This is a genomic window from Candidatus Zixiibacteriota bacterium, from assembly GCA_035380245.1.
Taxonomy (GTDB): Bacteria; Zixibacteria; MSB-5A5; order GN15; family FEB-12; genus DAOSXA01.
The window spans coordinates 62008-82576 of sequence record DAOSXA010000001.1 but is presented as its reverse complement, the minus strand read 5'-3'; the positions used below and the strand labels follow the sequence as shown (position 1 = coordinate 82576).

Sequence of the window (20569 nt, the reverse complement as noted above, 5' to 3'; positions counted from 1 at the left end):
TCCACACGCATTAATGGTTATCACTTGCTTTCATCATCAGTCAGGGCTCCCGAGACCATTTGCCAGTCGTACCAGGCGGCAAGATACTCGAACACGGCCGTGTAATAAGCGACACTGGCCTGGTCGAGAACCACTCGTGTGTCCTTAAGTTCCAACTGGGTGGTAAGGCCAACCCGGGTAGTACTCTCGGCAATGTTGTGAGCCTTGGTTGCCGTTTCCAGAGCGGCCTGAGCCGAAGCGATCCGGGCATGGGCTTCTTCGAGTCTGAGTCTCACGCTGCGGAGATCTTTTTCAATCTGATCACGCGATTTAGCCAGTTCGAGTTGTGATTTATCGAGTTGGATCGAAGCCTGGCGCACCTTCGCGCGAGTATCACCGCCCTGGAAGATCGGTATCGATAATTGCAGGCCGATGGTCCAGGCATTGTTTTCTTCTTCCAGTTTGAAATCATTGGACTGAGCCGAATAACCGTAAGCCGCGACGGCTGCCAGCGAGGGAAAATACCCTGCGCGCTCGGCCGAAACCGCTGTCCGGCGAAGGCGCTCTTCCCAGACCAGGGCGTTATAATCCGGCCGTGTATCGAGAGCTTGATCCAGTGAGATGGGACCAGGCATTTCGGGATACGTCTCGAGTGATCCGGTCAGGGAGAGTTCTTCATCGACCGAAATTCCGGCCAGGTTTTTCAGATCCACCAGAGCCAGTTCGAGATTCCGTCGGGCCGAGGCGGTCTGCGGTACGGTCTCACGATAGCGGGATTCCGCCTGAAGCAACTCGAATTCGGAGGCGAGGCCGTTATCAAAACGACTCTTGGTGTCGTTGTAGTTGTCCAACGCGTTTTGCTCCGATTGTTCCGAGACCTCCAGGACTTTCCGAAGCAACAGCGTTTGTGCAAACGCCTGTTTGGAGAGTGTAACGATCTGCTGGAAGGTGGCATCGTAGGCAAAATCAGTCAGTCTCCGATACTGACGAGCGGCGGTAATGGCATTCATCACCGTTCCGCTGAACAAGGTCTGCGTCAACGAAACCGCGGCGCTGAATTCATTGTTGCGGCTGCTTACCGACTTGGTAATACCGGCGTCCTCCTCACCGGTGAGACTGGACATATCAAGATACATGTACAGGTCGCTTAAATTGCGGGTGTAACCGGCCTGAGCCCCTACATGCGGCAGCGCGAGAGCAACCGCTTGTGATTTCTGGGCATCGGCTTCCTCGCGGTCCTTGGAGGCTATCTGTAAATCCTTGGAATGCTGTCTCACGAGCGAAACGAATTGATCCATGTCCAGAGTTCGGGACCATGTCTCGCCGGGCAGCCATGCCACTACGATGGCGAGGATCAACAGGAGGAGGGCAGTATGTGTGTGTTGAAATAGTCTCATGTTATCCGTACTCATTGTTTTTTCGTTTTTCTGGTCATGATCATGTTGGACACGACCGGAATTATGATCAGGGCCAGCAATGTCGAAGATACGAGTCCACTGATCGAAACTATTCCCATGGATTGTCTGACTTCACGACCGGAGGCGCCCATGCCAAGAGCCATTGGCAGCATACCGAGGATGATCGCCAGGGTGGACATGAGGATCGGGCGAAGTCTGGCCGGACAGGCAATCAGAAGGGCTTCGGTCGGATCCTTCTTTTCTTTGCGCACGAGTTGATTGGTATAGTCCAGTTGCAGGATGGCGTTGTTAACCACGATTCCGAGCAACATCACGATGGCCATCATCGAGATAGCGTTCATCGATATCCCCGACACGACCAGACCGATAAAAATCCCGATAAAAGCAAGGGGAACGGTGGCCAGAATAACCAGAGGTTGGGTGAGGCTTTCGAGAACGGCGGCCAACAGCATGTAAGTCAGAATGAGAGCAATGATGAACGTTCTTCCCATGTCAACGATCGTCTCGTTCATGAGCTTCACGTTACCTTCCCATTTCAAATGATAACCGGCGGGCAAATAGACATCTCCGATTCTCTCGTCGATTTCGTTGGTGATATCTCCCAGGGCATAGCTGGTGGAGTTGTTGCCGGTAATCATGACCATTTTAACACGATCCAGATGGTCTATCTTCGAATATCCTTGAGAAAATACCACACGCGCCAGTTGACCGAGGCGGAATGTCCCTTTCTGTGTTACCACGGCCAGGTTCTCGACTTCTTCGGGGGTGTCGATAGCGTCATCGTTCAAACTCACGCGAATGTCATATTCTTCACCGGACTCACGATACTGGGTCGCTATGATACCTTCGATGGCGCCGCGCAGGGTCATGGCAAGTTCATAGACGGTAATTCCGGCATCGGATAGTTTCTTACGATCGGGGTACAAGGCTATTTCCGGTTTGCCTTCGCGAGAACTGGTGTTCAATCCAACCAGTCCGGGGATATCTTCGATCCTGTTGATGATGCGTTTGGTAATGACATTCAACGTATCCATATCCGACCCGGTAACGGCGAGCTGCACCGGGGACTGGCCTGATCCGATCGATGCGACGGCCAATACGCGGATGTTGGCGTTGGGGATAATGGAAAAATCCTCAATGAATTTGGTGACCATCTGATCGGTGGTTTCTTTGCGCTTGGCGGCCGGGATGAGTTTAACCTTAACCTTCGCAACGTTCGTCCCCTGATCGACCTGGGTAATCTGTCCAATAGTAGTCAGGATATATTCGACTTGATCGTAGCTGCGAAGTTTTTGCTCAATCTGATCAACCAGCGCACCGGTTTCTTCGATACGATAACCGAGTGGCAATTCCACCTCAATGTTTATATCACCTTCATCCATGCGAGGGATGAAGTCAAAGCCGACATGTCCGCCGATCCAGAAGCTACCAATGAGTATAGCGGTTGCCAGCCCGATAAAAGCCAGGCCGTTTCGCTTGTTCGCCAGAACCCATTTGAGGGAGACGCGGTAAGCATCTTCTGTTTTCTTGATCAGGTTGTCGGACCAGCGACCGAAGGCGCCGCCGTCACTGATTTTATTCGGAAGAATCCTGGAAGCCATGGCCGGAACCAACGTGAAGGACATGAGCAGGCTGAAGAGAGTAGCGTAGACCACCGTCATGCCGAACGGTGCGTACACGGTACCGATGATACTGGTCATATTGGCGATAGGAAGAAATACGACGAGGTTGGTCAAAGTTGCGGCCACTACGGCCGCGACAACCTCGTTAGTCCCGCGTGATGCGGCTTCGGCTTTACTGTCACCGGCCTGCTTCCGCGTGAAGATATTTTCAATAACAACTACCGAATTCGATACCAAAATGCCGACCGCGGTAGAAAGCCCCATCAACGTCATCATATTGAGAGAATATCCCGAAATCTTGATCAACAGAAAAGTCGAGATAACGGACATCGGCATGGACAGTCCCACAATAATCGTCGATCGGATGTTGTGCAGGAAAAGGAGCAGGATCAAAGCGGTCAGAATAATTCCGAGGAAGATCGTACTCATGGTGTCATCGGCGGTATCTTCAGCGAAGACCGAGTCATCGGTTGCCAGGCGTAGACTGACTCCGTCCGGCAGCAGCTTACTCAGCTCGGGGAGGTTGTCCTTGATAAGGTGAGCCATTTCCACCGTGTTGCCGTCGTCGGATTTCATAACACCGAGAATGACGACGTTGTCGTTCATTTTTTTGTCGATGTTGTTGAAGAAGGAAGTACGCATCCGGACATCAGCTCCGGTATCGGTGACGGTGGCCATATCATCCAGACGGCGGAAACCGTTGCCGGTAGGAATTTCCAGAGCTCTCATCTGATCGAGGTCGGTGAATTCGCCTTTGAGACGAACTGAAATGTCCTGCGATGCTTGTTGGAAATACCCCCCCGGCATGTCGAGATTCTGCCCGGCGAGATATTCGGCAATTTGTGACAGCGACAGCGAGTTCTGATAGACGACTCGGTTGTCCATCCGAATCCGAATTTCGCGTTCCTGACCGCCGGTAATGGATACCGATGAGACGCCGTCGGTCTGCGAGATGCGATTCTTGAGGATTTTATCGGCTAGATCGTAGAGCTCGGTCGGCGGTAAATCGCCGGATAGCACCAGTTCGACCACCGGTTTACCGGAGGGATCGAACTTCTGAATGATCGGACGGTCGGAGTTGTCGGGAAGATCGTTAAGGATACCGTCGATCTGATCTTTTACCTCCTGGTTGGCGACATTCTCATCCTTGTCCACTTCGAACATTATAACTACATAGCTGACCCCCTCCATAGAATAGGATCTGATGTAGTCGATTTTTGATATGGAGGAAACGGCGTCTTCAACTCGCTTGGTGACCTGAGTCTCGATTTCCTTAGGTCCGGCTCCCTCGTAGACCGTCTGCACCGTCACAACCGGCAGGGTGATGTCGGGGAACAGTTCCAGATTGAGGGCGTAATAAGCCAGGCAGCCGAAAAGGAGGAAGACGATCAGGACCATGCTGATCATGATCGGGCGTTTTATTGATAAATCAGACAGAATCATTTCGTTTTCTCTTTGTCTTCTTTTCTGAGCGTCTAATCGGTTGCTCTATTCCTCGGTGGCCTGAGCCACAGCTTCCTTGCTTCGATCGGACATGAGTTTGACTTTTGTGCCTTCTTTGATCTGGGTTTGACCTTCAACGACCAGTTGATCACCCGGCTTAAGCCCTTCGATGATTTCAACGTCCAATCCATGAGCGGTGCCGACTTGGACGCGTTGTTTATGGGCAAGAGAATCGCGGATCACGAATACATATGAACTCTCATTGTCGTTGAGGAGGTTCTTGCGAGCGGTCACTATGGCCGAATCGTTTACATAAGTGGCAACTTCTACGAGGGCGGTTACTCCGCTCTGGATATAGGGCTCGACATTTTCCATTTCTACGTCTACGCCGAAAGCCTGTTGCTGACGGTTAAGCGAGCGATCTATCTGGGTCACTTGGCCGTCAAGCGTGCGGTTGTCCCAGATGGCCTTGACCGGCATGCCGAGTGTGACCTCATGGATTTCCGTGTCCGGAACCCATACCCGGGTTTTAAGTCGATCCGTGCGAGAGATCGTGAACAACTCATCGTCCTTGTGGACGTTATCCGACTCGCGGACATTGATACGGCTGATGGTGCCGCTGATAGGCGCCCTCACCAGGACTGACTGCCGAACCGAACGCCAGTTGGCCTCGGCGACTCGATAGGCCGCCTCGGCGTTATCGAAATCCTGTCGGGAAAGCCCACCTGTTTCCAGATATTGCTTCATTCGATTATAGGTTGCCAGGGAGTTCTCGTATTGAACTTTGGCCTGGTAATAATTGGCCGAGGGATTATCGGCCGGGAACATAATGATTACGGAATCCTTTTTAACGTAATCACCGACTTTGGCCGTGATTTTATCGATACGATCCGCAATCATGGCATATTCCGATGATTCCTCGATTCCGGTCAGAACCGCTGTGAATTCGAGTGAACTGGAAAAATGCTCGGGTGTGACCTCGACCGTCCGGACGGGTACTCCTTCTTCAGCGTGGATCTGTTCCATGCTGCGTGTCTCGGTATTGCCGCCGCTACAGCCGAGTCCCATAAGGGTGAGTAAGGTTATTGAAATCAGGCCGCTTTTAATCAACTCCATAGTCTCTTTCCTTGATATCTAAATAGCGATATTTTCATATAAAATTATTGTTGCAGCTACAGCTATTGTGTATCAGTTATTGATCGTATCCGAGGTTTGCAGTTATCTTCAGGAGCACTTTAACAGTATCGTTGATCTGTTTTTCGGTTAAATCAATTTGAGCCGTCTCCTCGAACTCGATAGCATGTTTCTCCAAATTTTCAGTTATTTGTCGCCCCTTTTTGGTCCGATAGACGAGTTTCAGTCGTCCATCGCTTCGGTCCGGAACGCGTAATACCAGATTACGCTTCTCAAGACCGTCAATCATTCGTGTCATGGTTGTTTTCTCTCTATCGGCTTTCTCGGCCAGGTCCCTTAGATTCTGACCGTCTCTATCTCTGAGGATGAAAAGAACCATCAGTTGTTCCATGGTCAGATCAAGCTCGTATTTAGCCAGAACCTTTCGACCGGCATATTTAACCGACAGCCAGCAGCGGTTGATTGCCTTTATCAAATTTCCAAGATCCGTGGGGCGCTTTGTTGGCATCCAGGTGTTTTCTTTCAAACACTGATACGCTGCACATCAATTATGGTTGCACATACAACTAAAAATTCGGCATTTGTCAAGATGTTTTTTGTAATAAAATCGCAAAGAGTAAAACCACACAATCTTGGATAACGGCTAATCGGTTGACCAGGGCCGGAATGGGTGTATTACGAGCTTGCGGCTTGGCTTTATGGGACATCGCCTGAATTACAGAATGTTGAAATAGTGAGCATGGAGCGACTTGTAACTTAAGTTACTGACTTCATAAAATTATTTTCAGAAAGAAGGCCTCGGATAAAAAAAGCCGGAACAATTTGACAATGTCTAATGTTAAATGGATTACTATGGAAGACGTGATAAACATACTCAGACAGTGCAGTATTCAACCGACTCCGCAAAGAATCGCGGTGGTGGATTATGTCCTTCAAACCAACCAGCACCCGTCGGCGGATGATGTTTTTAACCATGCCCGGGAAAAATGTCCTACAGTTTCGAGAGCAACTGTCTACAATACCCTTAACTTGCTTGTGGATAAAGGATTACTGCAGTCACAGGTAATAAAAGAAGGAATTGTGGTCTTTGATCCTAATACCAAGCCACATCACCACTTCGTTGATAATAATACCGGGGAGATTCATGATATTCCCTGGGATGTCCTTGAGATAAAAGGCAAAGAGAAACTCAATGATTTCGAGATAGATGAATACCAGGTCGTTATGCGCGGCAGATTGAGGAAGAAGTAAGCTCTCTTTTTTTACCTTGGTATTAAAAAGAGTCTAAAATTAGAAAAATTCTAAAACTGACAATAAGAAACTTATTAACTAAACACAATGGAGTATTGCCATGCAGGAAAACAACGAATATCAGGAAATGTCGGTAGGGCTGCCTCGTCTGGGAGCGCCGGCCCCGTCGTTTGAAGCCAAAACCACCCACGGCGTTCTTAAGCTGGAGGATTATAAGGGTAGCTGGCTGGTGCTGTTTTCACATCCGGCCGATTTCACCCCGGTCTGTACGACCGAGTTTATGGGCTTCGCCGAGATTTATCCGGATCTACAGAAACTCAACACCCAGTTACTGGGGTTGAGTGTTGACAGTGTCTACTCCCATATTGCCTGGGTACGCAATATCGAGGAAAAGATGGGCGTAAAGATTCCATTCCCGGTTATTGCCGATCTCGACATGAAGGTAGCCAAAACCTACGGGATGATTCACGAGGGCGAGAGCACCACCGAGACCAGCCGGGCGGTGTTTATTATCGACGATAAACAGATTCTCCGGGCAATGATCTACTACCCGCTGAGCACCGGCCGCAATATGCAGGAAATTCTCCGTGCCATCAGGGCGTTGCAGACGACCGATGCCAACGGAGTCGCGACACCGGCCAATTGGCAGCCGGGCGATAAGGTGATCGTGCCGCCGCCGTTGACCCAGGAGATGGCCGAGGAACGTGTCAATGATAAGAACGTCGAATGCACTGACTGGTACTTCTGCAAGAAGAACCTGTGAGGAGAACAGTCATGGCTTGTGTGAATCCCGATGGATCGATCTCCGCTACGGCGCGAGCGATGCTGAAGCTGTTGGCCGAAGCGATGACGCCCGAGGAAGCGGCCGAGAAATCCGGCCAGCCGCTGTTCAAGGTACGCAGTTCGCTGCGTGAAATGAATCAGGCGGGTTTGGTCGAAACCGATGGTGAGAAATATCGAGTCTCTGAAAAGGGACGGGCAACGGCACAGAAATAACTCGGCGAGATCGGACGCCGTTATAACGAAACAGGGACAGGCAAAAGCCTGTCCCTGTTGTTATGTCTTAAAATGAAGTAATTTATAATCCCTGTTTCAAGGCGTTTATACGTTCTCCGGCCTGGTCAAGCAGAAGAGGACGCGGATCGGCGTTCTGCATGAGGGCGACATATTGCTCGTATTGGACTAAGGCTGAATTCGGTTTACCCGTTCGTTCCAATGCCTGGCCTAAATAGAAATGAGCTGCGCTTGCCCAGGCGCCGCTGAAGAACATACCCCAATCATTATAGTTGGAGGTTATTTCTTGTAGCTCTGCCGCCGCTTCATAAGTATCTCCTCGGGCCAGATGCGATCTGGCTACAACATAACGACTATCGAAGGTGTGCCATTTGGGGTCCGTTAGTTTCGTAGCGTAGTCGATAGCCGTCGAGTAATCGGATTCGGCATAGGCTATCATGGCTTGCGCTCGCCAGAGAGGTTGTTCATTCATACCGGCGCGTGCCAGGGCGGCTTTTAAGTCAGATATGATGGCGTTGGCGCTGTCTTCGAATCCGGCTTGTGCATAATAATAAGCTCGTTGAACTTGACAGATACCGAAAGCCGGATCGGTTGCCGGGATATCTGTCGGTATGACTGCCGCAGCTTCGAGAGGTTTATCCATAGCCTCCAGGATTCGTCCTTTGGTCAGTTGCTTAAGGAGCCGGCCCCAGGAGTTGACCGAAGAGGCTTCCTCGAGACGGTCGGCCGTGATGACATCGTTGCTTTCGGTGAGGGCGCGTTCCAGTTGCCCCTCGTGGAGTGAAATCATCGGCAGATAAGCCCGGGCCATTACACGGCTGGTGACATCTCCTTCGGTCACGATTTGCCGGAAGCATCGACGTGAGTCTTCATATCGACCGGCAAAGGTGTAGAGCTTACCTAATTTGGTAAGCGAAAGATACCTGACAAAAGCAGAGTCAACCGTTACCGCATGTTCATAGGCGGCAATCGCTTCCTCAAGATCACCTTGTCCGGATAGAATATCTCCCTTGGTATCATAAGGGGCCGGTTCGTTCGGTTCCAGGGCGATATAGGATTCAACGGTGGTCAGAGCGGCTGAAGTATCACCCAGATCGAGATAGACATAAGATAACAGATTGAGGGCATCACCGTAGGCCGGGTCGGCTTTGAGCGATTGTTCCAGCTCTTTCCTGGCTGCTTTATAATCGCTCGCTTCTCGGGACATGGAAGCCAATTCCATCCAGGCGATTTTTTCATCGGGGTAGCGTTGTACCAGTTCTTCGAGAATGGCTCGCGCCTGCGCCGGATCACCATCGCGCTGAGCTTTGAGACTGGTAATATAGAGTCTCTCTTTCTGGCCGGCATTTACGGAATACCTGACGGCTTTTTCCAGGGCATAGGGGATGTTGTAATACACCAGGCAATACCAGCCCATAGCAAAGGTTGAATCGGCGGCCACGGCTCGTTGATAACAGTCTTCTGCGGCATCGTAGTGCTTCTTGCCGTATAGCTCGACGCCCTCGAGGTACCAGCGATAAGCTTCGGCCGAGTGTGTCGTGACGTCGGCAACGGAGGGATCGAAAGTATCTATTAAACCGGAAGGGGAGAGCAGGTCCTCACGCACCCTGGCTGCGAGACGATCTACGGCCGCGAAGATGTTTCCGGCTTCGGTCGTTATCCGATGCGAAGCGACAATCGCCCCGGTGGCGCCGTCGATTATTTGTCCGGTTATAACAAGATTGGGATCGTTCTGGATAATGTTCCCGGTCAATAACCAACGGGCGCGAGTCGCCCGGGCAATAACAACGGGATCGTTGACGCCGCCTGAATCCAGATCTCCTCGAGTTAGCAATCTCTCGATATCGTGCAGATTCTGGCTGGGGATAACTTGAAAATACTTCGATTCAGACAGGTCGGTGGTAGTCAGGTTTGATATAACGGCTGCCAGTCGGTTAGAATCCGCCGGATCGGATAGATTCACGAAAGGAGCTACCGCCAGTCGGTTTTCAACGGCAATGGCGGTATCATCCGGCTCCAGTCGATATTGCCATGGTTTAAGCAGGAGGACGATCAAAACCGCTGCGGCAACGGCCAGGGACCGCCAGAGGGTACGATGTTTTGCCGGTCGAATATCCACAGTTGTTGTCTCGGGTGTGGAGACCGGTTGGTCCGATTCATCAAGATCGCCGATCAGAGTTTTAATATCCCGGTCGTTACGTAACAGCCGTGAGGTCTCGGCCATCTCCAGACTCTGACGGGCGCAGTACGGGCATTCGAGCAAATGCGTCTCTACCCGACGGGCGTCATCATCGTTCAACAGCCCCAGTTCATAGGCATGCAGCAGAGCCCCGATCTCTTTGTTGTTACATTCAGTCACCGAGCAATCCTTGTTTCATTAAGCATTCTCTCATCCGGGCTCTGGCGCGCGACAACAATACATACATGTTGCCCGGTGTGATATCCAGTTTGCGGCAGATATGGTCCGTATCATATCCCTGGTAGTGCAGATTGAGTATGCGAGCATAAATGGGATTGTATTCGTGTAGACTGCTGAGACAACGTTTCAGTCCCATTTTCAGCTGTTCGTCGGGAGCGAATTCGGCCTCTGCGGATCGATTTTGGGCAATACTATCCAGTTTACGTCGGATCATCGATTGCCTGCGATAATACTCCGCAATAGTATTGGCCAGCACCTTCTGCGCCCAGGCGGCAAAACTAGTATGTATTTCGGTCGCCAGGTACTGCTCCAGAATTCTGGTCAGGGCCTGTTGCACGATATCTTCACTTTCGCTTTGCTCGACATCTTTTAGATGCATGAGAAGACCGAATACAACTTTCAGTCCCCGAAAAAGTTCATCATTTGCGGAATGATCGCCCGCCCGGACACGAGCATAAAGGGCGTTTATGTCTCTCGCCTCGTAGATGGTAATAGCCGCCGTTTCTTTATTCAGCCGTTGCAGCCGGGATTGTCGGCCTCCATTACTTGCCCTGCTGTCGGCGTTGTCTCAAAGCCGATTGTTTCATAACGCGATTCGTTAAGATTCAATACGAAAGACGTACTTACAAGTTTTGTGTTCAACAACCATGAGAATACTCAGAAGAATATCGGTGGAGAATATAGAAAGATAATCTGGACCGGGTCCCGTAAGGTTCTCGGGTCTTCTGCATCATAATTCCGACGGCGTTTAAAAAATGAGCGGGCTGTGACCGGCTAACGGCGTCTACGGCAGTTGTACTGAATAAACATACAATAAAGAGGATTCCGGCAATGAGGCCAAATTATCATTCTCATGGGAGTGGAGTTATCTGGCTTATCGTGGCGCTGGTCATGATGGGAGACGTTTTCTTGACCACCACGGCCGAAGGAAGCATCATTGAGATACCGGAGGATTATGCAACCATTCAGGAGGGCATTAACCATGCCCTCGGATATGATACCATTCTGGTTGCTCCCGGTACCTATGTCGAGAACATAACCTTCGGCAGCAAGAACATCTTTTTAACCAGCCATTTTCTCTATGACCAGGACCCGCAGTATATTTTCAACACAATTATCGACGGCAGTAATCAGACTTTTCCCGACTCTGGAAGTACTGTCAGGATTATGGGGGGACAGTCAAATGTCGCCTGTCTTCAGGGTTTTACGATCACCGGTGGAACCGGAACCCTGTGGGAATGGTCAAGCGATCATTTCGATCGACAAGGTGGAGGAGTGCTGATAATCTACTCAGCGCCGACCATCCGTTACAATTACATTTGTGACAACCACGCCACCAACGATGCGGGAATCTATTCCGCCGGGGGAGGCGGCATTCAGATCCAACAGGGATCACCGATCATCCGAAACAATATGATCATTGCCAACGAGGGTAAATACGGAGCCGGTATCGCGATGGCGGGAGCCGCACCGACTATTAAGAACAATGTCATTGCATACAACTATGGCGGTCAGAAATACGGTGGCAGCGGTATTCAGATCAACGCCGGATATAATATCGTAATCGAGAACAACACTCTGGTTTACAACCGTTCAACCGTAACCGGTGGCGGAATCAGAGTATTTTCGGCATCACCGAGAATCCGCAATAACATCATCTGGTACAATGAGGCGCCTTCTGCTCCGCAAATCTATGGATATACCACTACCTATTACTGCAACGTTCAGGGCGGAGGTGTGACCGGTGAGGGAAATATCGATGCCGAACCTCAACTTACACCGGATATGTGGTTGTATACATATTATAACTCTCCATGTATCGATGCCGGTGATACGGCAACATCGGCCCAGGATATAGAAAACCCCGCCCTGTCCGACAGCGCCTGGTGGCCTTCGTATGGCGGTTTACGAAATGACATCGGTGCTGCCGGGGGGGCCTGGGCTTTCCCTCTTTCTCTTGCTGCTTTATATGCCAATGAGATTTGTGGACAGGTTCCGTTTGATATCTCGTTTAACTCATATTCTCGGGAAGCCATGGATTCCTGGGATTGGAGTTTTGGCGACGGGGGAAGTGATTCGGTACAAAATCCCACCCATCGTTATGAATCGCCCGGTTTGTTCGATGTAAGCGTACAGGTTAATTTCACTGCCGGCGGCAGCTATACCGTTTCAAGCGAAGACCTGGTGACGGCGCTGGCGGATTCGCTGTACGGCGATACCGTCGAAACAAAGGACTGTCTGCAAATCGGGAGTGTGATTGGAGTGCAGAATTCTCTGGAACTGGATTCACTTACCATTCCGGTCGTGTACAACGGTGATCTCAACCTGTGGTTCGATTCGCTCTCAACGGCAGGGTGCCGGACGGAATCATTCGGTTCCTGTACGGTCCTGGAGCAGGACAGCACGGCGAAGACAATGACAATTCAGCTCATTGCCTCGTCAGAGCCTCTGGAACCGGGGAACGGTCCGGTAGTGAAGCTATATTTCACGGTCGATACGAGCACGGCCGAACTTGGCCAGACCACGATTCTGGGGCTGGACGGTTATGCCGAACAGGCACCGTCGTTCGAGGGCATCATATCGTATACCCCGGCTTGTTTACCCGGGCTGGTTGTTCATACTTCTTGTTGTGTGGGAATGAGGGGTAACATTGACGGTGATCCGGAAGAAGTGATTGCGATCAGCGATCTGGTGCACCTGGTAACCTATATGTTCCAGGGAGGACCGGAACCGGTTTGTTTCCGCGAAGGGAATGTCGACGGTGATCCGGAGGAAGTGATTGCGATCAGCGATCTGGTTCATCTGGTAACTTATATGTTCCAGGGAGGGCCGGAGCCGGCAAGTTGTCCGTAAGATTATGAGAGAGCCGTGAGGCCGGATCGACTCGGTGATACGGATTCATTGATATATATGAACCTTTATTAATCCGAACGACCCGACTGAAAATCGAGAAAAGAACATTCCTTGTCATGCACTTCTGCTTGGAAGCGACACCGAGGCGGATCGAGAGCCGCTTCGGTGTTTTTTAATTTAAGTGACATTATTCACAAAAAATCTGTTGACAGTCTCGGCCGGATTGGTTATTAAGGCTACATGAAAATGAATTTCAATTTCATTTAGCGGTGAAGGTGAGACTGGACCATTTCCACATAAAAGATGTCGGCCTTGGACAACTGACAGCGTTGTTGCTCGTTTTCGCCATTGTCTCCTTCAACGTCGGTCAGATGCACGGATTACATCTGCATGTGCTGGAAAACGGTCGGGTCATCGTTCACAGTCATCCGGTAAATGACGGTGATCGCCACGGCGATCGCCACGCTCACTCTACCCATTCTTACACTGTAATCGGTGCGGTAGGGAAAATACTCCTTACCGATTGCCCGGATCGGGCCTTTGAGGCCCGAGTTCCGGGCGGCACCGTTGCTGTCGCCGAACAATTTCGATTTTATCCATATTCCCGAATTGTCATAATCGCTCGTGATAAGCGGGGGCCGCCCGACCTTTTCTCGTTGTCATAATACGATGCGAGCGCCGTAAAAACGCTCACCGAACAATACCAATGAGATGAGGATAGATGATGCTTAGGCAACTGCTGATTTGTCTGGTGGTTCTGACATTCGCTGCCGGGTCCGTTCTGGCCCACGGCGGTATTGCCGCCGGAACGGTGAAGAACAAAAGCAATGCAGAGGGGATTCCGTTTGCGTCGGTGCTGATCGAGGGCACCAACCTGGGAGTAATGGCCGATTCAACCGGCCGCTTCGAGTTGAAACATATACCTGTCGGCAAACAGCGACTGATCGTTTCGGCCGTTGGGTATGTGACGTATCGTCATGAAATAGATGTCGTCGACGGCCGTACGCTGGAGTTGTCTCCGGAGCTGGAACGTTCAGAAATAGACGCCGGCGGGATCGTGGTTACCGGCACCAGAACGCCTCGATATGTAAAAGAAAGCCCCGTGTTTACGGAAGTGGTGTCGAAGGCGGCTATCGAGGAAAAATCGGCCCGGAATATATTCGAGGCGCTGGACGGTGAACCCGGAGTCAAAGTCGAACAACAATGCCAGGGATGTAATTTCACAATTCTCAGAATGCAGGGCCTGGGAGCGGACCACACCCAGGTGCTGTTGGACGGTCAGCCGATCTATTCCGGTCTGGCCTCGGTGTACGGTCTTCAGCAGTTGAGCACAGCCGATGTCGATCATATTGAGATTGTCAAGGGAGCCGGATCGGCGCTGTATGGCTCGAATGCTGTGGCGGGTGCCATTAATGTGGTTTCTACGGTACCGATGAAGACCGAGGGACAGGTCGATATGGAATTCGGCGAAGCGGGAACGAACAAGTACAGCATTACCGCGAGTTCGCGGCGCGATAAGGTCGGCTTGTTCCTGTACGCTCAGCAAAGCGAACAGGATGAGCTGGACGAAACCGGTGATGTCAATGCCCCCGGTGGTGTCTATGAGCCGGACGGCTGGATCGACCGCGTTCGTTCATCGGTGAAAAATCTCGGCTTCAACCTCTATCGCAACGATCTGTTGGGAGCCGACCGCCTCATTTTGCGTGGTCGGCTTCTGGCAGAATCAAGAATAGGCGGCTGGTTGACCGATCGGCAGTTCGAAAACCCGTTTGCCGAAGGAACCGAGCGGATCAATACCGACCGTTTCTCGGGTCAGGCCGAATACCGGATCGGTCTGGCAAACGGCTCTGAGGTGAACGCCAGTGTCGCTTATTCCAATCATAAGCGTGATGCCACCAATGATACGTTCCTCGGTGATTATATCGAAGCCTATGGCGTGGAGCCCCCGGTGCACCTGCTGCGTCCTTATCTGGCCGAAGAAAAATTGCTGGTCACCAATCTTAATCTGGTACAGCCGCTGGGTAATCGCCATCGCCTGCTGGTCGGATTACAATACTCTCATAACAGCCTCGAAGAGACCGGCATGTATCTCGATGCCGAGACGGCGACTCCATATTCCTCTCTTTCTCACAAGAAAGCGGATGAATTCGGCGCCTACCTGCAGGACGAAGCAAAATTATCGCGTAAACTGGAAGTAGTGGCCGGACTGCGGTTCGATTATCACAGCTCGGAAGATGAATTCCACGGTTCCGGTGATATTCTCGCTCAGGGACTGGACCCGCTCGAATACGATGAATCGACGGTCAATCCCCGTTTTTCCGTTCAGTATAGTTTTTCCGATTCATGGAAACTGCGTGGATCGGTCGGCAGTGGATTCCGGGTACCCTATGGATTTTCCGAAGACCTGCACCTGTGCAGTGGTTCACCCCGAGTCTACAAGGGGAGCAATTTGAAACCGGAAAAGTCGATCAGTTATTCGATGACCGCTGAATATACGGCACGGCGTGCCACCGTCAGCATAAATGCTTACCGCACCGAACTTACCGATGCTATCGCTTTTGTCGAGGCTGACGAGGATGTGTCCCGGATGGGTTATGACTATCAGTGGGAGAATATCGACGATGCTTACGTGTCCGGTATCGAGACAAACGGTTCCGTGTCGCCCTCCGAGGGCCTAGTGCTGAGCGGACGCCTGGAGCTTTTTAAAGGCAAATACGACAATCCTCGCGAGGACTGGCTGGGGACGCCCTATAAGGAAATGAGTCGGGATATTCCACGTTATCCCAACATCTCCGGAGGTTTTAAGATCGACTATACTTACAACGGCTGGAGTCTCACGACCGATGCCGATATCAAGGGCTCGATGAAAATCGATCTGACGGAGCCCGAGGACCCGGCGGATATCCAGATATACGAAACCGAGTCTTACGTGTTGTTCAACGCCCGTATCAGTCGAACGATTATGAATCGTTATAAGCTGTATGCCGGCGCGAAGAATCTTGGCGACTATACCCAGAAAGTAAAACACATCAGTGACGCGGCCTTCATGTATGCGCCGGTCTACGGCCGCTTGTTGTATGGGGGGATTCAGATAACGCTGTAGATTTTGGGATCCTTTTACGGCTTGGGATCGCTTCTGAGGCGGGGCAAGCGTGGTTTGTCGGACACCGCGCAGCCCCGCCGTTCAGTTTCGCTATAAATCGATTAATAAAGAGACACCATTTGCATGGTGTTATGAAAACCGGTCGTGGTGTTAAGGAACCACGACCGGTTTGTTCGTTGACCGAAAATTGACCGGACCGGGAACGAGTCGGCAGAGAGGACGACTCGAATCCCGATCCAGGCCACAGAGGGGGATTTTTATAAGTTCATAGCCAGAGACATCGATACTACCATGTCATCGTAATCATACAGCGCCGCGGTGGAGTTATTATCGCGGTAGCTGAAATTGAACGACGGCGTTACCAGGCGGCCGTCGCTGAGAGAAAACGGTCGTGAAAGAGACAGAGTTATCGCGGTTAGTTTGTCGTCACGAGACTCGAACCAAAAGCTCTCTTCGGTCTCATCGACCGATTCAATGATATCAACGAAACTCTTATCGTACCGGGCGACGGATAAATCCGCCTTGATCTGGTGTGGGAAAAAGTGCTTGAGCCCGGCAGAGAAACTCGGCCCTTCCCACATGTCGGCCCAGGGTGAAAGGTAATCGATAGTATAGCCGTACACGGCGAAACCCTGGTCGACGTGCATCCAGCGATATCCGGCCGAGAAACTAAATCCGGTGCGAGCGCTGAGGGGACGCGAATAGCGCAAAGAAACACCCGCAGTTCGATAATTGTCCGAATTGTCCTGCTCGTTGCCGGAGCCATGACCGGAGCCGGAAGTCGATGCGGTGATCAATTGATCGATTGACCGGGTGGTAAAATCTCCCTTCAGGGCAAAGCTGTTGGCGCCGAAGAGGGTCAGGTTTATTCCCGTTGAAAGATCGAGGCTGCGACTGGAACCGTAATCGGCGTTGGTATAGCTGGTGTTGACGAAAGCTGCCGAGGAGTGCAGGAATATACCGGGGGTGAGGCCGTAACCGAGACTGGCCGATATCAAAGCGCCGATCTGATCGTAGAGTTCGTAAGCATCACCGAAATGCCGGATTGAGAAAGCTCCCGACAGAGAGAGGTTCGTGCGTGACTGATTTCCGGTTGGGATTATTACCACCGATAAGTCACCGATGAAGTTGGACAAATCCTCGTATTCAATGAAATGGTTATAATGGCCGCTTGCGGCCAGTTGTACCGATCCGGAGGGATAATGCTGTAAGTCGATCCCTAAAGTTGCGAAGGCATCACCGGTGCTGTTGGAATCGGCAAAGAGATTGCCTTGATAGCCGCTGCCGAAAGACAGGTCGGTTTTGGTCTCAGCCCGGGCGGTTGCCAGGGCCGTCGCGCTGAGGAGTGCCAGGATCGACAAGGTGATTTTGTTTCGCATGATGTTCCCTCTGCAAGACATCTTCCGTTAACAAATCTCGACCGGGCGGTTCACGCGCCGCCCGATCGAGTTCTAGAACCAACGATCAAGAGAACATTACTTGCCGCCGTTGCCGTTACGCTGACCGCCGCCGTGCGGGCCGGTGCCGTCGCAGATACCCGTTCCGGCGCCACTACCGGAACCGGAACCGTCACAGATACCGGCGCCGGAGCCGTTCATACCGCCAAGGGCGCTGATCCGGTTGCGCAGGATGTTTCCGGCAAACATCTGAAGGCGCTTGAACTGCTGGGACTTGGTCATGGACTGAGCCTTGGCCGGATCCTGCATGCTGTTCTGACCGAGTTGACCCTTCTTGTACGCGTTCTTGTAGCCGGTTCCGTCCTGCGGATTCTTAATCCAGTCTTCATCCAGGCCGTTCGGAATACCGTCGCCGTCAGCGTCGGGCGCGTTATCGTTAAAGCCGTCTCCGTCGAGATCGATGAAATTGCCGCCGGAACCGTTACAAGTCTGAGCCTGTCCGACCGGGGCAATCAGCAGAGCCATTCCAAAGATGGCTATCGCTGTCAAGAGGCTGCTGTTAATCTTCATGGTTGTGCTCCTTTCGAGTCTACGATGTATCAATTCCCTTTGGGAATAGTCTAATTTCGTTCTTGTCCGGGGAGATATACAACTGCCGTGCCAAACATGTCTGACTGTAATTATCCCGTTGTCGTGGTTGTGAATACGGGTGAGGGTGTCATCTGCGAGAGCCGCTCAGTGTACGTTAGTGATCACTAACCGAAGCGGTGGTGAACCGTACGGTACAGTCATTGAATCATTTTTGACCGGTTTGTATCTAAAGTAGAAAACTGAAATATATGGAGCAAAAAATGGCCTCAGGAAAAATACATACTCGCGGGTTGACTTCCTTTTTCACCCTGTTCGGTTTTATAATCATGGCAATCACTGGTCTGGTGTTGTATGTCGAACCGGCTGGGAGGGTTGCTTATTGGACTACCTGGTCGATGCTGGGACTGACCAAGACTCAGTGGGGCAACATTCATATTCTGTCGAGCATCCTTTTCATCATAGCCGGTGGTGTTCATATTTATTTGAACTGGAAGCCGTTGATGAACTACTTCAAGGACAAGGCCCGTAGGGGAGTGAAATTGCGCCGGGAGCTGGCGATTTCATCGGTGTTGTCGGTTTGGGTTGTGGTCAGCGCCATCTGGCCGTTTCCGCCGTTGTCGTATCTGCTCGATTTCAATACCTGGTTAAAAGATGTTTGGGTTGTTCAAAATGAATACGAGCCACCGTTCGGGCATGCCGAATTGCAATCGCTGAAAACCTTTACGACCAAAATGGATATCAACTTGGCCAGGGCCACGGCTGAATTGAAGGCGAACGGAATCAAATTCTCAGGAGTCGATGAGACGCTCGAAACGATTGCGGAACGCAACGATATTGCGCCGATGGAACTCTATCTCATGATAAAGAAATTCGAGCCTGAGCCTGAACCGGAGAAATTAGGGCAATATACGCCGGAGACAATAGAGGTCGAGTTTGCTGGGACCGGGATCGGTAATAAATCAATCGGTTCGGTTTGTTTACGTCTGGGGCTCGATACGACGACAGCCGCGTCACGATTGCGAGCGGTCGGAATCACTCCCGACATGGAAATGACGATGAAAGCCACGGCCGAAACGATTGGGACGGAGGCTATCGAAATAATGAAAGCGATGCTTATTGAAGGGTATCAGCCTGAACGCTCGGAGACGGGAAAGTGAAAATCGACCCCCCGGGGATTGTTGGCAAACTTCAATTGCGGCGGAGGCAAGCCCCGCCGCTACGCGTTGAGGAGCCATAGTCTCGCGTAGCGGGCGGCCTTGTGTCGCCCGCATTACAGTAGTGGTTCATCGAATATACAAGCGTATGGCTTTTTCAACAGCCTCCCCAAGGGAGAACGGTCCGCCGAAACGGGCCGGTAATCGGAGCGGCATGGTTTTGAAATCGTCCCGGCTGCTTCTGCAGCCGGGACGATGTGTGGCAGGGTTAGTCAGGTCGACTAGCCAAAAACTTTTTGATCTTGCCGAGAGTGATCTCGAAGGCAAGCGGAATAGCGGCGTTAAGTTCCTCTTCGCTTTTAATCGACTTCAGATTGGATCTTACCACGAATACCCTGTCGGGGAGAGTGACCATGATCTGGACATGGTACCGGAGCGGACGTCCCGGGCTGGGGCCGGTGATTACGGCACGGCTGTACAGGATCTGATAGTTGATATCGCGCAGGATCGCGGCTGCTTCATGGACTTTCCGTTCGATATGTTGAATCGGTTCCATGTGATCGAATACCACGTCGATGCCGAGTTCGGCGGCTGCCGGTCGTTTGGCGGGTTTCCAGTTGTGTCCGAGGGGAGAATCGAGCACCAGCACCTGACGGATGCGTTCGATCAAGTCCTGCACTTCGAACGGCTTGTCGAAAATTCCCGCCGCGCCCAGTTCTTCGGCTTCACGATGTACCTGATCGCTGCCGAACGCAGTGATGAGAATCATCGGAACGAACCATTCCGTCTCATTGATTCCCTCGAGTACTTCGAGCCCGGTAGCACCCGGCATACGAATATCGGAGACGACGAGATCGAAATCATCGGGATCGCCGTCGAGCACCGGCTTGCCGAGATGGTCGAGCAATTCCCAACCATCGGAGCACTCTACCGTTTCAAAACCCTCCTTGCGCAGATTCCAGACAAGGAGGCGACGCATTTCGGGATCATCCTCGGCAACGAGGATGCGCGGCATCGTGCGTACGGCTGTGGCGCTATCGGTATGTTCAGTGATGCGCTGTCCGGCTTCTTGTTGCTGCTTGTTCATGATTTGTCTCCTTCATATAACCGACTACCTGAGCGGTCGGTAAAAACTCTTCTTTTTCTGTGCGGTTGTTTCAATTGACTCCAGGTCATTCATAGTCGACTTAC

16 protein-coding genes are annotated in these 20569 nt (G+C 51.5%); 7 read left to right on the top strand and 9 right to left on the bottom strand.

Features of this window, described 5'->3' with window-relative positions:
• Nucleotides 1-20 precede the first annotated feature (20 nt).
• From PLF13_00300 to PLF13_00285, 4 genes are all read right to left on the bottom strand, one after another.
• Nucleotides 21-1376, bottom strand: a complete 1356-nt coding sequence (locus tag PLF13_00300; protein ID HOP05706.1) for a TolC family protein — start codon at nt 1374-1376, stop codon at nt 21-23.
• Between the two features lie 11 nt (nt 1377-1387).
• Entirely contained in the window at nt 1388-4462 is a 3075-nt protein-coding gene (locus tag PLF13_00295) for an efflux RND transporter permease subunit (protein ID HOP05705.1), read from the bottom strand.
• 45 nt (nt 4463-4507) lie between these two features.
• Entirely contained in the window at nt 4508-5578 is a 1071-nt protein-coding gene (locus PLF13_00290; protein HOP05704.1) for an efflux RND transporter periplasmic adaptor subunit, read from the bottom strand.
• A 76-nt stretch (nt 5579-5654) separates the two neighbouring features.
• On the bottom strand, nt 5655-6071 hold the full coding sequence (locus tag PLF13_00285; GenBank protein ID HOP05703.1) for a MarR family transcriptional regulator: 417 nt from the start codon (nt 6069-6071) through the stop codon (nt 5655-5657).
• Between the two features lie 377 nt (nt 6072-6448).
• On the opposite strand from PLF13_00285, the gene PLF13_00280 reads away from it, so the two are divergent.
• From PLF13_00280 to PLF13_00270, 3 genes are all read left to right on the top strand, one after another.
• Complete coding sequence (locus PLF13_00280; protein HOP05702.1) at nt 6449-6847, top strand: Fur family transcriptional regulator; 399 nt, start codon at nt 6449-6451, stop codon at nt 6845-6847.
• A gap of 100 nt (nt 6848-6947) precedes the next feature.
• Nucleotides 6948-7610 carry a peroxiredoxin gene (locus PLF13_00275; protein ID HOP05701.1) on the top strand — a complete coding sequence of 221 codons (663 nt, stop codon included), beginning with the start codon at nt 6948-6950 and terminating at the stop codon, nt 7608-7610.
• Between the two features lie 11 nt (nt 7611-7621).
• Entirely contained in the window at nt 7622-7843 is a 222-nt protein-coding gene (locus PLF13_00270) for a hypothetical protein (GenBank protein ID HOP05700.1), read from the top strand.
• Nucleotides 7844-7925: 82 nt separating this feature from the next.
• Here PLF13_00270 and PLF13_00265 read toward each other — a convergent pair whose 3' ends face one another.
• Nucleotides 7926-10220, bottom strand: coding sequence for a tetratricopeptide repeat protein (locus PLF13_00265; protein ID HOP05699.1), 2295 nt, complete (start codon nt 10218-10220; stop codon nt 7926-7928).
• Complete coding sequence (locus PLF13_00260; GenBank protein HOP05698.1) at nt 10213-10683, bottom strand: sigma-70 family RNA polymerase sigma factor; 471 nt, start codon at nt 10681-10683, stop codon at nt 10213-10215. Before PLF13_00260 ends, PLF13_00265 begins: the two co-directional genes overlap by 8 nt.
• 428 nt (nt 10684-11111) lie before the next feature.
• Here PLF13_00260 and PLF13_00255 point away from each other — a divergent pair, with 428 nt between their 5' ends.
• The 3 genes from PLF13_00255 (at nt 11112) to PLF13_00245 (ending at nt 16236) form a co-directional block, all read left to right on the top strand.
• A complete protein-coding gene (locus tag PLF13_00255) occupies nt 11112-13133 on the top strand; it encodes a PKD domain-containing protein (protein ID HOP05697.1) in 2022 nt (673 codons plus the stop codon).
• A gap of 275 nt (nt 13134-13408) precedes the next feature.
• Nucleotides 13409-13798: a hypothetical protein gene (locus tag PLF13_00250; protein HOP05696.1), complete on the top strand. Its 390-nt coding sequence runs from the start codon at nt 13409-13411 to the stop codon at nt 13796-13798.
• A 56-nt stretch (nt 13799-13854) separates the two neighbouring features.
• The gene (locus tag PLF13_00245; GenBank protein ID HOP05695.1) at nt 13855-16236 is read left to right on the top strand and encodes a TonB-dependent receptor; all 2382 of its coding nucleotides are present in this window, start codon (nt 13855-13857) and stop codon (nt 16234-16236) included.
• Between the two features lie 257 nt (nt 16237-16493).
• Here PLF13_00245 and PLF13_00240 read toward each other — a convergent pair whose 3' ends face one another.
• Nucleotides 16494-17615 carry a hypothetical protein gene (locus tag PLF13_00240; protein ID HOP05694.1) on the bottom strand — a complete coding sequence of 374 codons (1122 nt, stop codon included), beginning with the start codon at nt 17613-17615 and terminating at the stop codon, nt 16494-16496.
• 96 nt (nt 17616-17711) lie between these two features.
• Nucleotides 17712-18203, bottom strand: a complete 492-nt coding sequence (locus PLF13_00235) for a hypothetical protein (GenBank protein HOP05693.1) — start codon at nt 18201-18203, stop codon at nt 17712-17714.
• A 281-nt stretch (nt 18204-18484) separates the two neighbouring features.
• Here PLF13_00235 and PLF13_00230 point away from each other — a divergent pair, with 281 nt between their 5' ends.
• Entirely contained in the window at nt 18485-19381 is an 897-nt protein-coding gene (locus tag PLF13_00230) for a DUF4405 domain-containing protein (protein ID HOP05692.1), read from the top strand.
• Nucleotides 19382-19646: 265 nt separating this feature from the next.
• Here PLF13_00230 and PLF13_00225 read toward each other — a convergent pair whose 3' ends face one another.
• The gene (locus tag PLF13_00225) at nt 19647-20465 is read right to left on the bottom strand and encodes a response regulator (GenBank protein HOP05691.1); all 819 of its coding nucleotides are present in this window, start codon (nt 20463-20465) and stop codon (nt 19647-19649) included.
• Nucleotides 20466-20569 lie beyond the last annotated feature (104 nt).